This window comes from Haemophilus sputorum CCUG 13788, assembly GCF_000238795.1.
Taxonomy (GTDB): Bacteria; Pseudomonadota; Gammaproteobacteria; order Enterobacterales; family Pasteurellaceae; genus Haemophilus_A; species Haemophilus_A sputorum.
This window is the reverse complement of record NZ_AFNK01000006.1, coordinates 96,396-117,498: the sequence shown is the minus strand read 5'-3', so window position 1 is coordinate 117,498 and position 21,103 is coordinate 96,396. Positions and strand designations below refer to the sequence as shown.

General features: G+C 41.5%; 21 protein-coding genes. 10 read left to right on the top strand and 11 right to left on the bottom strand.

What is annotated here, in order from left to right; all coding sequences use genetic code 11:
• Positions 1–75: 75 nt before the first annotated feature.
• Complete coding sequence (gene uvrD / locus HSP_RS0101705) at positions 76–2,292, top strand: DNA helicase II (protein WP_010128272.1); 2,217 nt, start codon at positions 76–78, stop codon at positions 2,290–2,292.
• 67 nt (positions 2,293–2,359) lie between these two features.
• On the opposite strand, the gene leuD is transcribed toward uvrD, so the two are convergent.
• Together leuD and leuC are read right to left on the bottom strand one after the other, a co-directional pair.
• On the bottom strand, positions 2,360–2,962 hold the full coding sequence (leuD, locus tag HSP_RS0101700; RefSeq protein ID WP_007526878.1) for a 3-isopropylmalate dehydratase small subunit: 603 nt from the start codon (positions 2,960–2,962) through the stop codon (positions 2,360–2,362).
• Positions 2,963–2,988: 26 nt separating this feature from the next.
• Positions 2,989–4,398 carry a 3-isopropylmalate dehydratase large subunit gene (gene leuC, locus HSP_RS0101695; protein ID WP_010128271.1) on the bottom strand — a complete coding sequence of 470 codons (1,410 nt, stop codon included), beginning with the start codon at positions 4,396–4,398 and terminating at the stop codon, positions 2,989–2,991.
• Positions 4,399–4,730: 332 nt separating this feature from the next.
• On the opposite strand from leuC, the gene HSP_RS0101690 reads away from it, so the two are divergent.
• Positions 4,731–5,003 carry an acylphosphatase gene (locus tag HSP_RS0101690; protein ID WP_010128270.1) on the top strand — a complete coding sequence of 91 codons (273 nt, stop codon included), beginning with the start codon at positions 4,731–4,733 and terminating at the stop codon, positions 5,001–5,003.
• Here the strand turns inward: HSP_RS0101690 and dusA are convergent.
• The 3 genes from dusA to HSP_RS0101675 all read right to left on the bottom strand — a co-directional run bounded on the left by dusA (position 5,000) and on the right by HSP_RS0101675 (position 6,997).
• Positions 5,000–5,974 carry a tRNA dihydrouridine(20/20a) synthase DusA gene (gene dusA / locus HSP_RS0101685; RefSeq protein WP_010128269.1) on the bottom strand — a complete coding sequence of 325 codons (975 nt, stop codon included), beginning with the start codon at positions 5,972–5,974 and terminating at the stop codon, positions 5,000–5,002. The genes HSP_RS0101690 and dusA overlap by 4 nt on opposite strands.
• A gap of 100 nt (positions 5,975–6,074) precedes the next feature.
• Positions 6,075–6,335 (bottom strand): YfhL family 4Fe-4S dicluster ferredoxin, encoded by a 261-nt coding sequence (locus HSP_RS0101680; protein WP_010128268.1) that lies wholly within the window; start codon positions 6,333–6,335, stop codon positions 6,075–6,077.
• 38 nt (positions 6,336–6,373) lie between these two features.
• Entirely contained in the window at positions 6,374–6,997 is a 624-nt protein-coding gene (locus tag HSP_RS0101675) for a response regulator (RefSeq protein ID WP_010128266.1), read from the bottom strand.
• 184 nt (positions 6,998–7,181) lie between these two features.
• Between HSP_RS0101675 and rlmKL the strand changes: the two genes are divergently transcribed.
• The 3 genes from rlmKL (at position 7,182) to miaB (ending at position 12,137) form a co-directional block, all read left to right on the top strand.
• Positions 7,182–9,317: a bifunctional 23S rRNA (guanine(2069)-N(7))-methyltransferase RlmK/23S rRNA (guanine(2445)-N(2))-methyltransferase RlmL gene (rlmKL, locus tag HSP_RS0101670; RefSeq protein WP_029494996.1), complete on the top strand. Its 2,136-nt coding sequence runs from the start codon at positions 7,182–7,184 to the stop codon at positions 9,315–9,317.
• 22 nt (positions 9,318–9,339) lie between these two features.
• Complete coding sequence (proA, locus tag HSP_RS0101665) at positions 9,340–10,581, top strand: glutamate-5-semialdehyde dehydrogenase (RefSeq protein WP_010128264.1); 1,242 nt, start codon at positions 9,340–9,342, stop codon at positions 10,579–10,581.
• 128 nt (positions 10,582–10,709) lie between these two features.
• Positions 10,710–12,137, top strand: a complete 1,428-nt coding sequence (gene miaB / locus HSP_RS0101660; RefSeq protein ID WP_007526928.1) for a tRNA (N6-isopentenyl adenosine(37)-C2)-methylthiotransferase MiaB — start codon at positions 10,710–10,712, stop codon at positions 12,135–12,137.
• A gap of 72 nt (positions 12,138–12,209) precedes the next feature.
• Here the strand turns inward: miaB and HSP_RS11135 are convergent, their stop codons facing one another.
• The 5 genes from HSP_RS11135 to HSP_RS0101635 form a co-directional block, all read right to left on the bottom strand.
• On the bottom strand, positions 12,210–12,302 hold the full coding sequence (locus tag HSP_RS11135; protein WP_010128261.1) for a methionine/alanine import family NSS transporter small subunit: 93 nt from the start codon (positions 12,300–12,302) through the stop codon (positions 12,210–12,212).
• Between the two features lie 2 nt (positions 12,303–12,304).
• On the bottom strand, positions 12,305–13,816 hold the full coding sequence (locus HSP_RS0101650; protein WP_007526883.1) for a sodium-dependent transporter: 1,512 nt from the start codon (positions 13,814–13,816) through the stop codon (positions 12,305–12,307).
• A 318-nt stretch (positions 13,817–14,134) separates the two neighbouring features.
• Positions 14,135–15,418: an HlyC/CorC family transporter gene (locus HSP_RS0101645; protein WP_081466969.1), complete on the bottom strand. Its 1,284-nt coding sequence runs from the start codon at positions 15,416–15,418 to the stop codon at positions 14,135–14,137.
• A gap of 95 nt (positions 15,419–15,513) precedes the next feature.
• Complete coding sequence (locus tag HSP_RS0101640) at positions 15,514–16,311, bottom strand: cytochrome C assembly family protein (RefSeq protein ID WP_007526901.1); 798 nt, start codon at positions 16,309–16,311, stop codon at positions 15,514–15,516.
• Positions 16,312–16,518: 207 nt separating this feature from the next.
• Complete coding sequence (locus HSP_RS0101635) at positions 16,519–17,163, bottom strand: DUF4328 domain-containing protein (RefSeq protein WP_231287876.1); 645 nt, start codon at positions 17,161–17,163, stop codon at positions 16,519–16,521.
• Positions 17,164–17,320: 157 nt separating this feature from the next.
• Here HSP_RS0101635 and yceD point away from each other — a divergent pair, with 157 nt between their 5' ends.
• Genes yceD through HSP_RS0101610 form a run of 5 tightly spaced genes read left to right on the top strand, consistent with a single transcriptional unit; the run spans position 17,321 to position 20,190 of the window.
• Complete coding sequence (gene yceD, locus HSP_RS0101630; RefSeq protein WP_010128259.1) at positions 17,321–17,845, top strand: 23S rRNA accumulation protein YceD; 525 nt, start codon at positions 17,321–17,323, stop codon at positions 17,843–17,845.
• 16 nt (positions 17,846–17,861) lie between these two features.
• Positions 17,862–18,032: a 50S ribosomal protein L32 gene (rpmF, locus tag HSP_RS0101625; RefSeq protein WP_006251723.1), complete on the top strand. Its 171-nt coding sequence runs from the start codon at positions 17,862–17,864 to the stop codon at positions 18,030–18,032.
• 17 nt (positions 18,033–18,049) lie between these two features.
• A complete protein-coding gene (plsX, locus tag HSP_RS0101620; protein ID WP_007526699.1) occupies positions 18,050–19,081 on the top strand; it encodes a phosphate acyltransferase PlsX in 1,032 nt (343 codons plus the stop codon).
• Positions 19,082–19,086: 5 nt separating this feature from the next.
• A complete protein-coding gene (gene trmL, locus HSP_RS0101615; protein WP_007526825.1) occupies positions 19,087–19,566 on the top strand; it encodes a tRNA (uridine(34)/cytosine(34)/5-carboxymethylaminomethyluridine(34)-2'-O)-methyltransferase TrmL in 480 nt (159 codons plus the stop codon).
• A 57-nt stretch (positions 19,567–19,623) separates the two neighbouring features.
• On the top strand, positions 19,624–20,190 hold the full coding sequence (locus HSP_RS0101610; RefSeq protein ID WP_007526655.1) for an elongation factor P hydroxylase: 567 nt from the start codon (positions 19,624–19,626) through the stop codon (positions 20,188–20,190).
• Between the two features lie 117 nt (positions 20,191–20,307).
• On the opposite strand, the gene HSP_RS0101605 is transcribed toward HSP_RS0101610, so the two are convergent.
• Positions 20,308–21,090, bottom strand: coding sequence for a glycosyltransferase (locus HSP_RS0101605; RefSeq protein ID WP_007526749.1), 783 nt, complete (start codon positions 21,088–21,090; stop codon positions 20,308–20,310).
• Positions 21,091–21,103 lie beyond the last annotated feature (13 nt).

Below are 21,103 nucleotides of genomic sequence, written 5' to 3'. Positions count from 1 at the left end.
TGGGATTTGCAAAAAATTTCAAAAAAACGACCGCTTGCGATATAATGGATAAAAATACAATAGATAGGTTTCATCATGGATTTTTCTTTACTCTTAGACGGGCTGAACGATAAGCAACGTGAAGCAGTTGCTGCCCCGATTGGTAATTATTTAGTACTTGCAGGGGCAGGCTCTGGCAAAACACGCGTGCTTACTCACCGTATTGCGTGGTTAATTGGCGTGGAGAATGTGCCAGAATCGAACATTTTAGCCGTGACTTTTACCAATAAAGCGGCAGCGGAAATGCGTCATCGAATTGAATATACGTTAGCACAAACTGCAGAAGATCACATGAGTGGCGGACGTCTATTTGGAATGTGGGTAGGGACTTTCCATAGCATTGCAAACCGTTTGTTGCGCGCGCATTATTTGGACGCCAACTTGCCACAAGATTTCCAAATTATGGATACGGAAGATCAGCAACGCCTGATTAAACGCTTACTCAAGCTACATAATATTGATGAGAAAAATTTTCCACCGAAGCATGTCGCGTGGTATATCAATGCGCAAAAGGATAAAGGCAAGCGTGCCAAAGATATTGATCACCACAACGATCCGAATGAGAAAAAATTAGTTGAAATTTATCGTTTGTACCAAGAGGCTTGTGATCGAGCAGGCTTGTTGGATTTCGCGGAATTATTGATTCGCGCTTATGAATTGCTAAAACACAATAAATTGATTTTGCAACGCTATCAGCAACGTTTCCAACATATTTTGATTGATGAGTTTCAAGATACCAACAACATTCAGTATGACCTGATTCATTTATTGGCGGGGCAAACCGGCAAAGTGATGATTGTGGGCGATGATGACCAATCTATCTATGGTTGGCGTGGTGCGCAAGTTGAAAATATTCAGCGTTTTTTAAACGATTACCAACAGGCAGAGACTATTCGTCTTGAGCAAAATTATCGTTCCACAGGGCATATTCTTTCCGCTGCCAATAAGTTAATCGCCAATAATGATAACCGCTTGGGGAAAAATCTTTGGACGGAAAGTGGTGATGGTGACCCAGTTGAAATTTATTGCGCGTTTAACGAATTGGATGAAGCGCGTTTTGTGGCTGCACAAATTAAACAGTGGAAAGAAGATGAGGGCGAATTATCTGAATGTGCTGTGCTTTATCGGAGCAATAGTCAATCACGTGTGATTGAAGAAGCGCTGATTCAAGCAAATATTCCTTACCGCATTTATGGGGGAATGCGCTTTTTTGAACGCCAAGAGATTAAAGATGCATTAGCCTATTTGCGCTTGATTAGTAACCGTTTTGATGATGCTGCTTTCGAGCGTGTCATTAACACCCCGCCGCGTGGTATTGGGGAGCGCACGTTAGAAACCATTCGCCAGCTGGTGCGTGATCGTCAAATTACACTATGGCAAGCAATTCAAGTGGCGGTAAATGAAGAGTTATTATCAGGCAGAGCAGCGAATGCCTTGTTGCGTTTTGTAGATTTAATTAATGCGCTCGATCAAGAAACCGAACAGATGAATTTATCTGAACAGACTGATTTTGTAATCAAAAAATCGGGCTTGTATGAGATGTATCAGCAAGAAAAAGGTGAAAAGGGCGAAGTCCGCATTGAAAACTTGGAAGAGTTAGTGACGGCCACAAAGCAATTTACTAAACCGGATGAAGCAGAAGATCTTTCTGATTTAACCGCTTTTTTAACCCATGCTTCGTTGGAAGCCGGCGAAGCGCAAGCCTCTCCGAACCAAGACTATGTGGAACTGATGACGCTACATTCAGCAAAAGGTTTGGAATTTCCGCGCGTGTTCATGGTGGGCGTTGAAGAAGGTATTTTCCCAAGTGGCATGAGTTTTGATGAAGGGCGATTGCAAGAAGAACGCCGTCTTGCTTATGTAGGTATTACGCGTGCTAAACGCAAATTAACCATTAGCTATGCGGAATTACGCCGTTTATATGGCAAAGAAGAGCGCCATGTGGCATCACGTTTTATTGAAGAGCTCCCAGAAGCGCATATTCGTGAAATTCGCTTACGTGGTAACATTAACCGTGCTGCGAGTTTTGTACAAAATAACATATTTGCAAAACAGGTCGCAAAAACGACCGCTTCCATTCTCCATGATAGCAGCTGGAAGATGGGGCAAAAAGTGATGCACCCGAAATTTGGGCAAGGCACCATTGTCAACGTTGAAGGGAGTGGTGAGGCAACACGCCTGCAGATTGCTTTCCAAGGCAATGGCATTAAATGGCTGATTGCAAAAATGGCGCCATTAGAAAAGTTATCGTGATAAGCCAATAAAACGGGAAAGCCCCAGATCAATTTGATTTGGGGCTTTTTGATGCTTAATGTTTAACTTAGCGAAGAAATGCGGGAATGTTTTTCTCGTAAGCAGCAATCGCATCTTCATGTTGAAGGGTTAAGCCGATGTTATCTAAGCCGTTTAATAGGCAGTGGCGGCGGAATTCATCTAATTCAAAATGATATACTTTTTCGCCAACGGTCACTGTCATGGCTTCTAAATCGACATGAATTTGCTTGCCTTCATTTGCCCACACCCATTGGAAAATCTCTTCCACTTCCTCTTCGCTTAAACGAATTGGCAACATATGGTTGTTTAGGCTGTTATTGTAGAAAATATCTGCAAAGCTTGGGGCAATCATCACTTTAAAACCGTAGTCAGCTAATGCCCATGGTGCGTGTTCGCGTGAAGAACCACAACCTAAATTTTTACGCGCTAATAAAATAGTCGCGCCTTGATATTGTGGAAAATTGAGCACAAAATCTGGATTTGGCTGGGTTTCTGCCGCATCTAAATAGCGCCATTCGTGAAATAAATGTTTCCCAAAACCTACGCGAGTAATTGCTTGTAAGAATTGCTTTGGAATGATTGCATCCGTATCTACGTTTGCTGCATCAAGTGGAACCACTAAGCCTGAATGTTGTTTAATACCTGCCATTTTTCTTATCCTTTCTTATCTGAGGGTTAGTTGAGTTTTACATCACGAATATCAACAAATTTACCAAATACTGCCGCAGCGGCTGCCATTGCTGGGCTAACTAAGTGAGTGCGACCATTACGGCCTTGGCGGCCTTCAAAGTTACGGTTAGAGGTTGAAGCGCAGCGTTCCCATTCACCTAAACGATCATCATTCATCCCTAAGCACATTGAGCAGCCTGGGTTACGCCATTCTGCACCAGCCTCAATAAAGATTTTATCTAACCCTTCTTTCTCGGCTTGCTCTTTAACTAAACCTGAGCCTGGAACGACTAACACACGTTTAACATTATCCGCTTTTTTACGGCCTTTCATGACCGCTGCGGCTGCGCGTAAATCTTCAATTCGGGAGTTGGTGCAAGAGCCGATAAAGACTTGATCAACGGGAACATTTTTGAAATCGGTATCTGCTTCTAAACCGATATAAGCTAATGCTTTTTCTGCCGAAGCTTTTGTCACTGGATCAGCCATTTCTGCTGGGTTTGGAACGCGTTCATCAATTCCAATAACTTGCCCTGGGTTTGTCCCCCAAGTCACTTGTGGTGCAATATCTTTCGCTTCTAGCACAACGATGCTGTCAAAGTGAGCATCGTCATCTGATTTTAAGGTTTTCCAATAAGCGACAGCATCTTCCCAATCCTGACCAGTTGGCGCGTGCGGACGACCTTTTAAGTATGCAAAAGTCGTTTCATCTGGCGCAATTAAGCCTGCTTTTGCACCGAATTCAATCGCCATATTACATACCGTCATGCGGCCTTCCATCGAAAGATCACGAATAGCTTCACCACAGAATTCCACAACATGGCCTGTACCACCCGCCATTGTGGTTTTACCGATAATGGCTAATACAATATCTTTTGCAGTGATGCCGGGCGCAACTTTACCGCGCACTTCCACTTTCATATTTTTTGCGCGAGCTTGTTTTAAAGTTTGGGTGGCAAGAACGTGTTCTACTTCAGAAGTTCCGATACCAAAGGCTAACGCGCCGAATGCTCCGTGTGTCGCGGTGTGAGAGTCCCCACAGACAATGGTCATCCCAGGTAGGGTTAAGCCTTGTTCTGGCCCCATAACATGGACGATCCCTTGCTGTTTGGTTTGCATATCAAATAACGAAATCCCCGTTGCTTCGCAGTTTTTGGCTAATTCCAGTACTTGAATTTTTGCTTGGCCTTCTAGTTGATTGACATCGCGCACTTGGGTAGAAATGCTGTGGTCCATCGTACCGAAAGTTTTGCTAACTTGACGAACTTGGCGGCCAGCTACGCGTAAGCCGTCGAATGCTTGTGGGCTGGTCACTTCATGAATTAAGTGGCGGTTAATATAAAGAATAGGTGTTTCGCCTTCGGCTTCATACACGACATGTGCATCGAAAAGTTTATCGTAGAGTGTTTTTGCCATAATAATCCCACTTTTAAATCAATTGAATTTTAAACAGAACAAGCGGTGGAATATGCAAAAAATTTTGCAAAAATCACCGCTTGTGTGAATGCCATTCACTATAACGGCTTAAAAAACGAAAGTAAAATGCAAATTTGTCACTTTTTTTCGACTTTTATGCTATGCGATCAGCAAATAATGACTCCGTTTTAAGATTGCTTAGAATAATATTCTAAATATCATCTTTTTCTTGGCGGGTTGTTTGAGGTTTTTTAGACTTTTTAGCGGAATGAACCTTTAGCATTTTTTAGTATAATTGATTAAAACTCAGACTAAGAATGAGGAGAGGCAGTATGCAAACAAAACAGTTTTTTGTTTTTGGAGAAGTACAAGGCGTGGGATTTCGCTTTTTTACTTTGCAAGAAGCGGGCAAAATTGGGCTAAAAGGTACCGTACGAAATCGGATTGATGGCAGTGTGGAAGTGATTGCACAAGGCAGTGAAGTACAATTAGAGGCGATGGCTGCTTGGCTTAAACATGGGCCGAAAACGGCAGAGGTAGAGCGAGTGGTTGAGTTAGATTACCCAACCACCACGATTTTTGAAAATTTTTCGATTATTCGTTAATCCGCTTGCACGAATGCTAAGGCTTGCTCAACCACTTCCACGCCTGCGCCTGGTTTGGTTGCATTTTCACTTAAATGACGACGCCATTGGCGAGCGCCTTTGCATTGTTGGAAAGCCCCTAGCATATGGCGCACGATATGATTAAGATAAACGCCTTGTGAGAGTTGTTGTTCAATGTAAGGGAACATCTTCTCCACGGCTGCTTTGGCAGTGACAAGCGGTCGATTTTCACCAAAAATTTGCGAATCAATCGCACCCAGTAGCGAAGGGTTTTGGTAGGCTTCGCGCCCAACCATCACGCCATCAACAAATTGCAGGTGGGTTTTGATTTCGTCGATAGTTTTAATGCCACCGTTAATCGAAATATTTAAATGCGGAAAATCACGCTTAAGCTGATAAACCCGCTCATAATCCAGCGGTGGAATTTCGCGATTTTCTTTCGGGCTGAGGCCTGAAAGCCACGCTTTACGCGCATGTACGATAAAATCTTGTGAATAAGGCTGCACTTTTTCGATGAAATCGCATAAAAATTCATAGCTATCTAAATCATCAATACCGATGCGATGCTTCACTGTCACAGGAATATCTACCGCATCGCGCATCGCTTTCATACAATCTGCAACCAAATCAGCTTTGCCCATCAAGCAAGCACCAAACATGCCGTTTTGTACGCGATCTGAAGGGCAGCCAACATTAAGGTTAATTTCCGCATAACCCCGTTCTTCAACTAACTTGGCACAATGCGCTAATTGCGTTGGATCACTTCCTCCTAATTGCAATGCAACTGGATTTTCAGCGGGATCAAATGCAAGTAAATCATATTTTGCGTGAATGATTGCCGGTGCTGTAATCATCTCTGTATAAAGCAGCGTGTGTTGCGTAAATTGACGATGAAAATAGCGACAGTGGCGGGTTGTCCAATCAAGCATTGGCGCAACGGAAAAACGTCCGCGGTAGTAGGTTTGGTGCATAGTTTTCTTTAATCTTTGGTGGAATATGAAATTTCCTCTCCTTTGATGGGAGAGGAAATAGCAAGATGAACAGCGTTAAAATTCAGGACGCAGAGTGTAGTTAAACATCATCAGCATGATGAATGAGCACAAATCGTTCCCAAAGTTCTTCGGTCGTTTCTTGATGCGCCGGATCCGGAATAATACAGTTGCTGATTGGGCAAACTTTCTGGCAAGTCGGGTTATCGTAATGGCCTACACATTCCGTACACAAAACAGGATCGATAACATAGATTTCTTCCCCGACAGAAATTGCCTCATTTGGGCATTCGGGTAAGCACATGTCACAATTGGTACATTTGGAAGTAATGAGTAACGCCATGACCTGATGAATTCTCTTGGTTGCAAAAGTCGGCGATATTAGCCTTTTTGCTGTTCTAAGTAAAGCACTGTCGCCGCTACACGTGAATGTACGTTGAGCTTACGGAGTAAGTTGCGGATATGCACTTTTACCGTTTCTTCCGAAATAAAGAGTTGGGCGGCAATTTGTTTATTCGACATACCGGTGGCAATCCACTGTAATACATCGCGCTCACGATCGGTAAGTGTATGTAATGGATCGCTTTCTGGTTGGCGATTTAGGATATGTTGACGTACATTTTCGCTTAACACGGTTTCGCCTTTAATAGCGCGCTGAATGTTTTCTACTAGCTCAGCGGTGTCGCTGTCTTTTAATAAATAGCCATCAACGCCGGCATCCATCAATGCAAAAATATCAGATTGCGCATCAGAAACCGTCAACACAACAATACGAGAATCTACGCCTTTTGCGCGTAAAGCACGCAAAGTATCTAAGCCAGAAATGCCTTTCATATTTAAGTCTAGAATAATTAAATCTGGCTCGGTTGCTAAAGCTAATGCAACGCCTTCGGTGCCGTTGCTTGCTTCGCCGACCACTTCAATATTATCTTCTAAAGATAATATTTGGCGCATGCCTTGGCGCATCAATGGATGATCGTCAATTAAAATAATTTTGTATGTCATTGCTACACTCCTCAAAAACGGCTATTTTCCGTGCTATTGTGCCTAAATCAAGTTACCTAATTGAGGTAATTTGTCTATTTTTGATCTTCCTATCTTGCTTGTCTAGCGCATTTGCAAAACTTTCCAAGAAAATCACCGCTTGATCCGCTATAATAAAGCTAACTTTTTTTCTGAAAAATTGACCATGACAACAACCACTTATTTCGCCACAGCGGCGCGCGGTTTTGAGGAAATGCTTAAAACCGAATTAGAACAAATTTGCCAAGCGCAATGCCAAGTTGCACAAGGCGGTGTGCATTTCACCACCACACAAGAAGGCATGTATAAAGCGTTATTACATAGCCGTCTCGCTTCTCGAATTCTATTACCACTGATTACGACAAAAATTTTCAGCGAGTTAGATTTATATGCCTCGATAGTTGGTTATGCTTGGGAAACGGTATTCGACCCGCACGATACTTTTTATGTCGATTTCAACGGGACGAATCGTGAAATTCGTAACACACAATTTGGTGCCATGCGTGTGAAAGATGGGGTTGTGGATCACTTTGAGCGTAAAGGTTTTGCCCGTCCTACGGTGGATAAAATCCAGCCGGATATTCGCTTGCATGTTTACCTCAATCGCGATGATTTAATTGTTTCATTGGATTTAAGTGGCGAAGCGCTACATATGCGCGGCTATCGTGAAGAAACAGGTAAAGCGCCATTGCGTGAAACATTAGCAGCCGCTATTATTTTACGTTCTGGTTGGCAGCCAGATACGCCATTAGTCGATCCAATGTGTGGTTCAGGCACATTATTGATTGAAGCTGCGCAAATGCAGGCAAAAATTGCCCCACAACTTCATCGTAAATATTGGGGCTTTAATGCCTGGAAAGGCCATCAACAAGCCATTTGGAAAACGGTGTTAGATGAAGCCTATTTGCAAAAAAATGAAGAAATTCGACCGCTATTTTATGGCTTCGACCTTGATCATCGCGTGTTAGCAAAAGCAAAACAAAATGCGAATAACGCAGGGGTGGGGCATTTAATTCACTGGCAACAAGGCGATATTGCCGCTTTGAAAAATCCGTGTGAAACAGAAGTCGGCACTGTGGTGTGTAACCCACCTTATGGGGAACGTTTAGGCACAACGCCTGCGCTTATTGCACTTTACTCTGTTTTTGGTCAACGCTTAAAACGTGAGTTTGCTGGCTGGAATGTGTCAATTTTCAGTGGTGAGCCAGAATTGCTTAACTGTTTACGCTTGCGTGCGCATCGCCAATTTAAAGCGAAAAATGGCCCGCTGGAATGTTTGCAGAAAAATTATCAATTAAGTGAACGAAAAGCAGAGGAGCAAGCAGAAAACCTGACATTTGAACAAAATGCACAAGTTGCGCCTGATTTTGCCAATCGCTTAGCGAAAAACATTAAGAAAATTGAAAAATGGGCAAAACAGCAAGGCATTGATGCTTATCGTTTATATGATGCAGATTTGCCAGAATATAACTTGGCAGTCGATAGATATGCAGATCATATCGTTGTACAAGAATATGCTGCGCCGAAAAATATTGATGAACAAAAAGCCCGTCAGCGCTTGTTAGATGCTGTTTCTGCAACGCTATATGTGACGGGGGTTGAAACTAATAAATTAGTGTTGAAAGTTCGTCAAAAGCAAAAAGGCACCAATCAATATGAAAAATTGGCGAACAAAGGCGATTATTTCTATGTAAATGAGTACGGCGCGAAATTATGGGTGAATTTGACTGATTATCTTGACACTGGATTGTTCCTTGATCACCGTCTAACCCGCAAAATGGTTGGCGAGATGGCAAAAGGTAAAACCTTCTTAAATCTGTTTGCTTATACCGGATCGGCTACCGTCCATGCGGCTTTACATGGTGCAAAAGCGACCACGACGGTGGATATGTCGAACACTTATTTGAATTGGGCAGAGCAGAATTTAGAGCTTAACAATTTATTAGGTAAAAACCACCGCTTGTTCCAAGCAGATTGCTTGCAATGGCTTGCGGAATGTCGTGAGCGCTTCGAATTGATTTTCGTTGACCCACCAACGTTTTCTAACTCAAAACGTATGGATGAAAGCTGGGATGTACAGCGTGATCACATTAAGCTGCTTACCCAACTTAAACGCATTTTAACAAACGATGGCACCATTGTTTTTTCTAACAATAAGCGTGGCTTTAAAATGGATTTCGATGCGTTAGCGGAGCTTGGCTTAACAGCGGAAAATATTTCGAAGAAAACACTACCGTTAGATTTCGAGCGCAATCCGCATATTCATAACTGTTGGATTATTCGCCACCAAATTTCAGCCTAATTGCAAGGCGATAAGGAGTTTTATGCAAAATATGTTAGACATTGCCAAACAGGCTAAAGCCGCAAGTGTGGTGTTGGCACAATTAGGTAACGTGCAGAAAAATCAGGCATTGTTGACGATTGCTGAACAGCTTGAAGCGCGCCAAGCAGAAATCTTGGCGGCGAATGCAAAAGATATTGAATTTGCCCAGTCACAAGGGATTTCCCCTGCGATTATTGACCGTTTGTTGCTAACAGAAAGCCGTTTACAAGGCATTGCGAATGATGTGCGTAATGTAGCGAAATTGGCTGATCCAGTCGGGCAAGTGATGGATGGCGGATTATTAAATTCAGGCTTAAAAATTCAGCGCGAGCGTGTGCCATTAGGCGTAGTGCTAACGATTTATGAAGCTCGCCCGAATGTGACGATTGATGTTGCTTCGCTCTGTTTAAAAACGGGGAATGCTGCTATTTTGCGCGGTGGTAAAGAAACGAAATTTACAAATGCAGTGCTAGTTGAAGTTGTGCAACAAGCATTAGAACAAAGCGGATTGCCAAAATTTGCAGTACAGGCGGTCACCGATCCTGATCGCGCTTTATTGCTCGAATTGCTCAAACTTGACCGCTATATTGATATGCTGATTCCACGCGGTGGCGCGGGATTACATCAGTTCTGCAAAGAAAATTCAACCATTCCGGTTATTGTAGGCGGTATTGGTGTTTGTCACACTTTTGTGGAGAAGAGCGCAGATCAAGCGCGGGCGCTGGAAGTGATTGCGAATGCTAAAACGCAACGCCCAAGCACTTGTAATACGCTAGAAACGTTGCTAGTTGATCGCGCCATTGCTGCAGAATTTTTGCCAAAATTAGCTGAAAAAATGGCAGGATTAGGCGTAACGCTGCATACAGATGAATTGCAAAAAACAGATAAAATTGCACCGCTTGATCAAGAAAAATTACGCCAAGAGTGGCTCTCTTTAGATTTAAGTGTCGTTGTGGTAGAGGGTTTAGAAGGGGCTGTGGCACATATTCGTGAATATGGTTCACAACACTCTGAAGCGATTTTAACGGCAGACTATAAGCTCGCGCGTCAGTTTGTTGCACAAGTTGATGCCGCTGCAGTTTATATTAACGCCAGTACGCGATTTACAGATGGCGGAGAATTTGGATTAGGTGCGGAAGTTGCGGTAAGTACGCAAAAACTTCATGCGCGAGGCCCGATGGGACTTGAAGCGTTGACCACTTATAAATGGGTGTGCGAAGGGGATTATTTAAGTCGCGCTTAACGATTTCTCCGGATTAGTTATAGCGAAAAAATGAACAATCGGGTAGAATATCCCTCGATTTTTTAGCGTAGAGCCAGCCTCTACGCTTTTATTTTCTAACTTATTGATAAATCTATTATTTTTTGATTATGGCGAAATTACATATTACGACTTGGGGCTGCCAAATGAATGAGTATGACTCATCTAAAATGGCAGATCTTTTATTAGCAACACACGGTTTAGAATTAACTGAAAATCCAGAAGAAGCAGACGTTTTATTATTAAATACCTGCTCAATTCGTGAAAAAGCGCAAGAGAAAGTGTTTTCTCAATTAGGTCGCTGGAAAAACTGGAAAAAAGACAAGCCTGAATTGATTATCGGCGTAGGTGGTTGTGTTGCATCGCAAGAGGGTGAGCATATCCGTGATCGTGCGCCTTTCGTTGATATTGTTTTCGGTCCACAAACGTTGCACCGCTTACCTGAAATGATTAACAAAATCCGTGGTGGCGATCGTGCTATCGTAGATATTTCTTTCCCAGAAATTGAAAAATTTGACCGCTTACCGGAGCCAAAAGCAGAAGGCCCAACCGCATTCGTGTCTATCATGGAAGGTTGTAACAAATACTGTTCATTCTGCGTGGTGCCTTATACGCGTGGTGAGGAAGTTTCTCGTCCCGTAGATGATGTATTATTTGAAATTGCGCAATTGGCTGAACAAGGCGTGCGTGAAGTTAACTTATTAGGTCAAAACGTAAATGCTTATCGTGGCGATACTTTCGATGGCCAAATTTGCAGCTTTGCAGAATTATTACGCTTAGTGGCAGCTATTGATGGCATCGACCGTGTGCGTTATACCACAAGCCACCCAATTGAGTTTACCGATGATATTGTGGAAGTATACCGTGATACACCAGAGTTAGTGAGTTTTTTACACTTACCAATTCAAAGTGGTTCAGATCGTGTATTAACGATGATGAAACGTAACCACACCGCATTAGAATATAAAGCGATTATTCGTAAATTGCGTGAAGTACGACCGAATATTCAAATCAGTTCAGACTTTATTGTTGGCTTCCCGGGTGAAACTGCCGAAGACTTTGAGCAAACAATGAAAGTGATTGAACAAGTAAACTTTGATATGAGCTTTAGCTTTATCTATTCTGCGCGTCCAGGTACACCAGCCTCTGATTTACCAGATGATGTGTCGGAAGAAGAGAAAAAAGAACGTTTAGCACGCTTACAGCAACGTATTAACTTCCAAGCCATGCAATTTAGTCGTGCGATGCTTGGTACAGAACAACGTATCTTGGTTGAAGGCCCGTCGAAGAAAGACATCATGGAATTAACTGGTCGTACGGAAAACAACCGCGTAGTGAACTTCGTGGGGACGCCAGATATGATCGGTAAATTTGTGGATGTGAAAATCACAGATGTTTACACCAACTCATTACGTGGCGAGGTCATTCGCACTGAAGATGAAATGGGGTTACGTGTGGTTGAGTCCGCAGCAAGTGTGATTGCGCGTACGCGTAAAGAAGATGAACTTGGTGTTGGCCAATATGTGGTTAACCGTTAATTTACAAAAAATCTAAAAAACGCCCGCTTGAGTGAAACAACAAGCGGGCATTTTTTATGGTTATTTTGCTAATTATTCTTTTGGTAAGCGTTTAATCGAAAGGATTAAACCGCCCCAAATAATCACTAGCGCAATGCTCATCATAATAATTGCAGAACTACTCATGATTATTCCTCCACTTTAAATTCAGCTTCATTTTTCCAAGGCAGTAGCGAAAGGATAAATGCAACAACTAATAATAATCCTGCCATACCCCAGCCGAAGATGTTCACGAACCAGCTTGGATAGCCTTCATAGCCTTCATTGAAGATTTTAATGGCTTCACTAAATACCATGAACGCTAATACGCCTGTCGTAATAATTACACATAAACGCCATAGAGTTCCCACTTTAAGTGAGGATGTTTTGTTAATATGGTGACCTAAAGTGCTGAGTTTGCCTTTTGCCACGATAGCCACTAATGAAGCAAAGGCTACAGCAACAATACCGAAGTAGTTGACGAATTTATCCATGACATCCAACATTGGTAAACCAGTCGTGGTACCGAATAGCACAGTTGAAATTAACATCATTGGTAAGCCAACGGTAAAGGTTGCTGCTACACGGCTTAATTTTAGTTTGTCTTGGATTGCAGCAATGATTACTTCAATTACTGAGATGAAAGAAGTTAATGCAGCAAAGGTTAATGAACCGAAGAATAATACCCCTAAGGCAGAGCCTAATGGTGCTTCGTTAATAATAGTTGGGAATGCGATGAAAGCTAATCCGATACCACCTTTTGCCACTTCACTCACTTCTTGGCCTGACGCTGTTGCCATAAAGCCAAGTGCAGCAAATACGCCGATACCTGCAAGAACTTCAAAGCTTGAGTTCGCAAAACCAACCACTAAGCCTGTGCCAGTGAGATCTGAATCTTTTTTCAAGTAAGATGAGTAAGTAATCATAATCCCGAAACAGATAGAGAGGGAGAAGAAGATCTGCCCGTAAGCAGCAATCCACACGCTAGGCTCGGCTAATTTTTCCCAGTTTGGTGTAAATAATGCATCTAAGCCTTTTGCTGCACCTGGTAAAGTAAGGGAATAAACAACAAGAACTAAGAACATTACCACTAATACTGGCATTAAGATGCTTGAGCTTTTCGCAATCCCTTTTTCTACGCCTAGTGCTAATACCACAAGTGAGATTAGCCAAACTGCAATTAATGGCCCAATGACCATGCCAACAAATTCAAAGCTAATACCGTTAGCGATATCGCCAGCTTTAAGGAATTCGCCAATGAAGAAATCTGCTGGTTTATCGCCCCAAGTTTTTGCGAAAGAGAAGTAAGTGTAAATAGCGGCCCAGCCAAGCACGACAGCATAGTAAACCCCGATAATGACGTTCACCATAACTTGCCACCAACCGAAGGTTTCAAAGTGTTTGTTTAAGCGGCGGAAAGAGAGTGGTGCGCCCCCACGATGGCGGTGCCCGATAGCAAAGTCTAAGAAGAGTAATGGAATCCCAGCGGTTAATAATGCCACGATATAAGGAATGATGAATGCACCACCGCCGTTTTCATAAGTAGCATACGGGAAACGCCAAATGTTTCCCAAGCCGACGGCAGAACCGATTGCGGCCATAATAAACGCTTGACGACCAGAGAAAGTCGCGCGTTTTTGTTGAGTAGGTTGACTAGACACGGAAAGTTTCCTCTAAAAAATAGAATGTTTGTTTTAAATCAAAATTTCTGCGAATAATTCGCAAGTGGAGGCAAGAATATGATGAATATTTAGGGATGTAAAGGGTGTAAAGTGTTGCAAGGGTGGTAAATTTAGTTTTTTTATAGTGATTTAAACTAATAATAGAGGTTAATTTAGTGATATTTGCTATATTTTGTAAGGAAAATTAGTTTTTTGCACTTGTCGGATTAGAGAAAAACAGCAGAAAGAATTATTTTTTTATACGATGAAAAAACGGTCAGTTTGCAAAATATTTGCAAAATCTGACCGCTTGTAATATTAGGCTGAAGCTGGCTCGTTCTCAGTTTGAAGTGGTTCAACTCGAGCCTGTTTTACCATATTATCTGCCACTTCCATAATGGTCACTTTCAGATTATATAGCTCGAATTGCGTATCTTCTTCAGGGATTTTTTCTAAATGTTCTAGGATTAAGCCGTTAAAGGTGCGGGCTTCATCCACAGGTAGTTGCCAATCAAACAATTTGTTTAAATCACGCAAGTTGGCGGAACCTTCAATAATCACCGTGCCATCTGATTGTGGTTTCACCTCTTCAGCGAGGGTTGGTGCGGTCGAAGTAGTAAATTCACCGACAATCTCTTCTAAAATGTCTTCCAGTGTAACTAACCCTTTAATGTCGCCATATTCATCGACCACTAAACCAATACGCTCTTTATTCGTTTTAAAGTTCATGAGCTGGGTTGTTAATGGTGTGCCTTCTGGAATGAAATAGGCTTCATCAACAGCACGAATTAACATCTCTTTGGTGAATTCGTTACGCTCAAGCATTAGGCGGAATGCTTCACGCACACGGAGCATACCGAGTACGTTTTTGTCCATATTGCCTTTATAAATTACGACGCGTGCGTGTGCAGCGCCCGTCAGTTGGCGCATAATCGCTTTCCAGTCGTCTTCGATATCAATGCCACCGATATCGTTGCGTGGCACCATAATGTCATCCACCGTCACTTTTTCCATATCTAAAATAGAAAGCAACATGTCTTGGTGTTCGGTTGGAATAAATTTACCGGCTTCAAGCACCACACCTTTTAGCTCTTCTGCGCTTAATCCTTGCGATTCATTTTTGCGAATATGCAACAATTTCATTAAGCCGTTAATGATTAGGTTCATTAAGAACACTAGTGGCAGTGCGATTTTTTTCAGTGGCGTGAGGACATAACTCACGACAAATGCCACGCGTTCAGGGAAAATTGCTGCGATGGTTTTTGGTAAGATCTCGGAGAAAACCAACATCACAAAAGTTAATGCCCCAGTGGCAATCGCCACCCCCATATCGCCAGCTAATCGCATACCAATCATGGTTGCAATCGCAGAGGCTGCGATATTGACTAAGTTATTACAAATTAAGATGAGGCTTAATAAAACATCGGTTTTTTCGAGGAGTTTTTCTGCTAGTCTCGCCCCTTTATGCCCTTGCTCAGCAAGGTGTTTCATTTTGTAGCGGTTTAGAGACATTAGCCCAGTTTCAGAGCCAGAAAAGAATGCAGAGAGCAAAAGAAGAATAGTAAGAGTAATAAAGAGACTACTCAGGGGGATACTGTCCAAAATAAAAATCCTATGATAAGTAAATCTTCAAGCGGTCGATATTTTAGTTCTGTTTTTGCAATAAACAGAGAAAATTCGACCGCTTACCTAATCAATTACTTGATTAAATGGCTACCAAAATAGCCAACTGTGAGTAATATCATACCTGAAATCGAGTAAATAAGCACCCGATTTCCACGCCAGCGCCATTTCCACTGCCCTAATATTAAAACACTATACATTATCCAAGCAACAAAAGAGAAGACGGCTTTATGCACTTGTTCTGGCGCAAAGAAATTATGTAAGTAAATAATACCGCTAATGAGCGTCACGGTTAATAATGCTTGTGCCGCAACCGTTAGCGTAAAAAAGTGGCGCTCAACCGTCATCAATGGTGGAAGCATTTGGCAGAAAATAAATTTTTTGCTTTTCAGTTTTTTATCTAACCATTTGATCTGTAATGCATATAAAAGTGCGAGAAAAAAGAGCGCATAAGAGAATAGCGCAATCCCTAAGTGGAAAACCAAACCTGAATTCTGTGCTAAATTCCGAATAAAATTACCCGTTGTAAACAAGGTTAACACAATGCTACAAATAGCAAAGGTATAAACCACCATCAGTGGAAACCAGATGGTTTTTAAGCGGGGAAGGGCTAAGGTTGCAAATGCACTCAGGAAAAAACTCATCAACGCATTGGCATTCGCTAAAGAATAATTTTGACTGCCACCTTCTAAAATAAAGTTTGTGGTAAGGCTAGCAAAATGGCAAACAACCGCCACCAAACCAATGCTAAACACTGCTTTGATATTTGGCTGAGTTTGCTTACCGGTTTGATTTTCTAGGTTAACCAAGGTTGGGACTACCCATAATAGTGCGCCGGCATAAGCGATTATCGCGAAAATAGCAAAAATCATGATTTTTCCGTCAATTAAGAATTATTTTCAATAGGATGCTAAAGTTAGCAGTTTTCTGCGCGTTTGGCTATGCTGAGTGAGCATTTTCCCCAAAAAGTGTTAAAAAATTTACCTTAGGTCAAAGTTTGAAAATGAAAGGAAAAATGCAAGCGGTTGTATTTCTTAGTAATTTTGCAAATTCATAAAGAGATACAACCACTTACTGTTTTATGGCGTGGCTTGGATGCTATTTTGATAAGCCATTTGCATTTCATTGACTTGTTTGACAACAAGAAAGAACATAAGGGCAGATAAGAAATCAAAAATGTTGCTAAAAATAGAAAAATTGGTCAAAAAAGCCAGCGCATTTAAATCTTCAGAATCTACTTTAAATGATAGTCGCGCATAAGCACTATCGACCATATTAGAAAAAATCCATAATCCCCACCAGATCTTTAACAACATTGGCGATGAAGATAAAGACCAGTCAGACGGCTTTTGGCTTGCAAACCACGTTTCTCGCATGGTTTGATATGGCTTAAATAAAGCCATAAAAGGCACAAAATACCACCATACACAACTGCCATCGCTAAATTTTAAATTTTCAACGCCCCAAAATCGTAAGCGTTTATGCGAGCGGTAGAGCCAAATTCCTGAAATAATAAAGATACTAATAAGTGTAACGAGAAATAGAATGTTGAATACAGTGGTATAGTCATCAAATTGGTCGACATAATCAGGAATAATGCCATTTCCAAAATTGTTCAAAATATGAAGTGTGATAAAGTCATTTACAGTGCTCACAATAATTAGGAACATGTATAGCCCTAATATTGTTTTAAGTAATGAGGAGTTGTTTTTGATTGGCTGCATAATTACCTTGTTTATAGAAGATATAAAATGCTTGAGATTATAGATGGATTTTAACGTTTAACAAATTTGAATTATCCATAGAAAGCCAGATGATTTTCATAAAAACGCTGATTTTCCTTTTGACTATTTGACATTCTCTCTGTAATATATCGACCCTATGCAAAAGGTAAAACTACCCCTCACTATTGACCCATACAAAGACGCACAGCGTCGAATGGATTATGAAGGCATCATTCCAATGGCGCTTTTAAACCGCTTGGGTGAATCTGTGAGCAAAGTGCTAAGCGATGCACAAGTTACTCTCTCGTTATATGTTGATCCACAAAAACTGGTCGTGATTAAAGGCTCGGCAACAGTTGATGTGGCGCTTGACTGTCAACGCTGCGGTAACCCATTTACGCAAACGCTCGACTGCACATTTTGTTTCAGTCCAGTGTCGAATATGGATCAGGCGGACGACTTGCCCGGAATTTATGAGCCTATCGAAACTAACGAATTTGGCGAAGTAAATTTACTAGATATGGTAGAAGATGAATTTATCATTGAATTGCCATTAGTCCCGATGCATGATGCTGCACACTGTGAAGTGTCCACGCAGGAACAGGTTTTTGGCGAATTGCCTGAAGAACTGGCGAAAAAACCGAACCCGTTCGCTGTATTAGCTAATTTAAAAAAGAACTAACTTAGGAGTATAGCCAATGGCTGTTCAACAAAATAAAAAATCTCGTTCACGTCGTGATATGCGCCGTTCACACGATGCATTAACCACTGCTGCAGTATCAGTAGATAAAACTTCTGGCGAAACTCATTTCCGCCACCACGTTACTGCTGACGGTTACTACCGTGGTCGTAAAGTAATCAACAAGTAATCCTTTAGGGGGTTCACTTGAAACAACTAACGCTTGCGTTAGATGTCATGGGCGGGGACTTCGGTCCCCGTGTTACTATCCCAGCCGTATCAAAAGCATTGGCTGAAAATCCAAGGCTTAATTTTCTTTTATTTGGCGATCAGCATATTGCCAATCCCTTTCTTTTAAAGCTCCCTGAAGCACAACAAAGTCGAATCTTATTTCATCATACTAAAAAACAAATTGAAAATGATGTGCCGTTTCCGCTTGCCATTCGTCAAAGCAAAGATAGCTCTATGCGTCTTGCTATTGAAGCGGTCGTAAATGGTCAAGCACAAGGTTGTGTGAGTGGTGGGAATACCGGTGCGTTAATGGGGCTTGCAAAATTATTGATAGCGCCGCTTTCTAATATTGAACGTTTGGCATTGACCTCACTTATTCCAACGATGGATGGGAAATCTACGGTAATGTTAGATCTCGGGGCAAATGTTGAAGTAACACCGAAACATCTACAGCAATTTGCCGAAATGGGAAATATTTTTGCTCAAACCATGTTAGGGTTGGTTTATCCAAGACTCAATTTGCTTAACATCGGTACGGAAGAGAGTAAGGGTAATCAGGTCTTAAAAAAAGCACACCAATATTTAAAAGGGCGTTATGACCTGAATTATCAAGGGTTTATCGAAAGCGATAAGCTTATGAATCATCAAACTGATGTTATCGTTTGTGATGGATTTAGTGGCAATATTGCGTTAAAAGCGCTTGAAGGGGCGGCTAAAAATATTTTAGCTTTGCTGAAGAAACCTAGTGAAAGTATGTGGATGTGGCAGATAGTGAAACGTTGTTTTTTACGCGTACTGTTTTATCGCTATTATCGCAAATTACAAGAAATTAACCCTGATCGCCATAATGGTGCAACCTTACTTGGACTCTCCAAAGTAGTGGTAAAAAGCCATGGTGGCGCGAGCGAAAATGCCTTTTTTCACGCTATCAATTACGCAGTACAACAAATTGAAGCAGATATTCCAGAAAAAATTTCTTCTGGATTAACTGATTTACATCGTTATTAAAAATTATGTTAGATATTGTTTTATACGAACCTGAAATTCCACAAAATAGCGGGAATATTATCCGTTTATGTGCTAATTGTGGCTTTCGCCTTCATTTTATTGAACCTCTTGGATTCACTTGGGATGATAAAAAACTCAAGCGTTCTGGTTTGGATTATCATGAATTTGTCGATATTCAGAAATACAAGAATTTTGAAGATTTCCTTGCGCGCGCTAAACCGAAACGTCTGTTTGCACTCACCACAAAAGGCGAGCCAAACCATAGTGAAGTACAGTATGAGTTAGGCGATTTCTTGATGTTCGGGCCAGAAAGTCGTGGTATTCCGATGTCAATTTTAGATACTTTGCCGATGTCACAAAAAATTCGCGTACCAATGTGTAAAGACAGCCGTAGTATGAATTTATCTAACACGGTAGCCGTTGTGGTTTATGAAGCATGGCGCCAATTTGGCTATCAAGGTTCAGTGCCAAGACAGCCTATTTAACTTTAAATAACAGCTAGCAAGCGGTCAGATTTTTCTCTTTTTTTACCAAAATAGCTTATGAATCAAGAACAACATCATATCGAAGATATTATTGCGATTTTCAATCAATGCTTTGCTGAAGAATTTAACACACGCTTAGAAAAAGGCGGAGATTACCCAATTTACTTGCCTGAATTTTTAGATGAAGATGGCGTAAAATCGGAGCGCCCTTATCATGTGATTTTATTTGCGCACGGTTATTACAGCAGCGCATTACATGAAATTTCGCATTGGTTAGTTGCAGGGCGTGAACGTCGAAAATTAGAAGATTTTGGTTATTGGTATGAGCCTGATGGTAGATCGGCTGAACGCCAACGTGAGTTTGAGCAAGTAGAAGTTAAACCACAAGCGATTGAATGGATTCTCGCCACCGTGGCAAATTTCCGTTATTTCGCCAGCAGTGATAATTTAACCGGCAACCCTGGCGATAATACTGCGTTTAAACAAGCAGTGTATGAACAAGTGAAAACCTATGCAGAAAAAGGGTTACCGAAACGCGCAGAAACTTTACGCCATGCGCTTAGCCAGTTTTATGGCACGCCAGATAAAATTGAGTTAGAGAAATTTGATTTGAGCCGTATTTAAGGTTCGACATAAAAGGCATCGTGGAAGCTGATTGATTCCATGAAAGCCAAGAAAAAAATCGCAAGCGGTTTGATTCCCCTTGCGATTTGCAAAATATTTAGAAAATCCTACCGCTTGTTATTTCAGTAGTTCTTCGTTTTTCTTATAGTTCCACTTGCTACGAGGCTTATCAATATATTGGAAATACTCGTTGGTAAACGTGCCTTGTGTGCAAGTAATTTTATCTCGGCGAGTATTCACAACTTGATCGCCAATCGCATTGTTCAGCGTATCTGGCCCAGTCATCACAAACACGCCACCCTCAATACGTCGGTTTTCAATATTATTCACAATCAAATCAAGCGTTGCTTTCATAATTGGGTGCCCAGCTTCGCAAGCGAGAAAGAAGTTCGTGTATTTGTCTCGACGCTTAATGAGCACTTCTGAATCTTGCTCTTGAATAATTTGTGAGAGTGGGAAAACTAAATGTCCATCAATGTCGATATAAATGCCGCCTTCACGCCAAAGGGTAAAAACGCGCCAAAAATCTGCCTGCGCTGCGCCATCGGTTAATTGGCTATAAGCTGCAAAAACATGAGGTTCTGCGTGTGCTTTGATATATTCTTCGCGTGCTTCAGTACTGACATAACGATAATCGTAACTGAGCGACATCAAACGGTTGAATAAGTAGTTACAATACATTGGCAAGGTCACTTTATTGGAATAGTTGGTTTGCCAAATGGTGCGGTTAATTTTGTCTTTACGATGTGTGCCTAATTTTGCAGGGCTAAACTCAGGAATGGTAAAGCGTTTTTTGGGAAAAAGTGCATGAAATGGATAGCTTAGCATTTTCACAATGTTGCCAAGCAAACGAGATAAGCCATTGCATAGCACAATAAATTTTTCATATTTTACTGACATAGCGGTTTCTTAT

Excerpts from the sequence above, each read along its gene's own strand:
- uvrD (WP_010128272.1), top strand. The coding sequence starts at position 76 with ATGGATTTTTCTTTACTCTTAGACGGGCTGAACGATAAGCAACGTGAA.
- leuD (WP_007526878.1), bottom strand. The coding sequence starts at position 2,962 with ATGGCAGGTATTAAACAACATTCAGGCTTAGTGGTTCCACTTGATGCA.
- leuC (WP_010128271.1), bottom strand. The coding sequence starts at position 4,398 with ATGGCAAAAACACTCTACGATAAACTTTTCGATGCACATGTCGTGTAT.
- HSP_RS0101690 (WP_010128270.1), top strand. The coding sequence starts at position 4,731 with ATGCAAACAAAACAGTTTTTTGTTTTTGGAGAAGTACAAGGCGTGGGA.
- dusA (WP_010128269.1), bottom strand. The coding sequence starts at position 5,974 with ATGCACCAAACCTACTACCGCGGACGTTTTTCCGTTGCGCCAATGCTT.
- HSP_RS0101680 (WP_010128268.1), bottom strand. The coding sequence starts at position 6,335 with ATGGCGTTACTCATTACTTCCAAATGTACCAATTGTGACATGTGCTTA.
- HSP_RS0101675 (WP_010128266.1), bottom strand. The coding sequence starts at position 6,997 with ATGACATACAAAATTATTTTAATTGACGATCATCCATTGATGCGCCAA.
- rlmKL (WP_029494996.1), top strand. The coding sequence starts at position 7,182 with ATGACAACAACCACTTATTTCGCCACAGCGGCGCGCGGTTTTGAGGAA.
- proA (WP_010128264.1), top strand. The coding sequence starts at position 9,340 with ATGCAAAATATGTTAGACATTGCCAAACAGGCTAAAGCCGCAAGTGTG.
- miaB (WP_007526928.1), top strand. The coding sequence starts at position 10,710 with ATGGCGAAATTACATATTACGACTTGGGGCTGCCAAATGAATGAGTAT.
- HSP_RS11135 (WP_010128261.1), bottom strand. The coding sequence starts at position 12,302 with ATGAGTAGTTCTGCAATTATTATGATGAGCATTGCGCTAGTGATTATT.
- HSP_RS0101640 (WP_007526901.1), bottom strand. The coding sequence starts at position 16,311 with ATGATTTTTGCTATTTTCGCGATAATCGCTTATGCCGGCGCACTATTA.
- HSP_RS0101635 (WP_231287876.1), bottom strand. The coding sequence starts at position 17,163 with ATGCAGCCAATCAAAAACAACTCCTCATTACTTAAAACAATATTAGGG.
- yceD (WP_010128259.1), top strand. The coding sequence starts at position 17,321 with ATGCAAAAGGTAAAACTACCCCTCACTATTGACCCATACAAAGACGCA.
- rpmF (WP_006251723.1), top strand. The coding sequence starts at position 17,862 with ATGGCTGTTCAACAAAATAAAAAATCTCGTTCACGTCGTGATATGCGC.
- trmL (WP_007526825.1), top strand. The coding sequence starts at position 19,087 with ATGTTAGATATTGTTTTATACGAACCTGAAATTCCACAAAATAGCGGG.
- HSP_RS0101610 (WP_007526655.1), top strand. The coding sequence starts at position 19,624 with ATGAATCAAGAACAACATCATATCGAAGATATTATTGCGATTTTCAAT.
- HSP_RS0101605 (WP_007526749.1), bottom strand. The coding sequence starts at position 21,090 with ATGTCAGTAAAATATGAAAAATTTATTGTGCTATGCAATGGCTTATCT.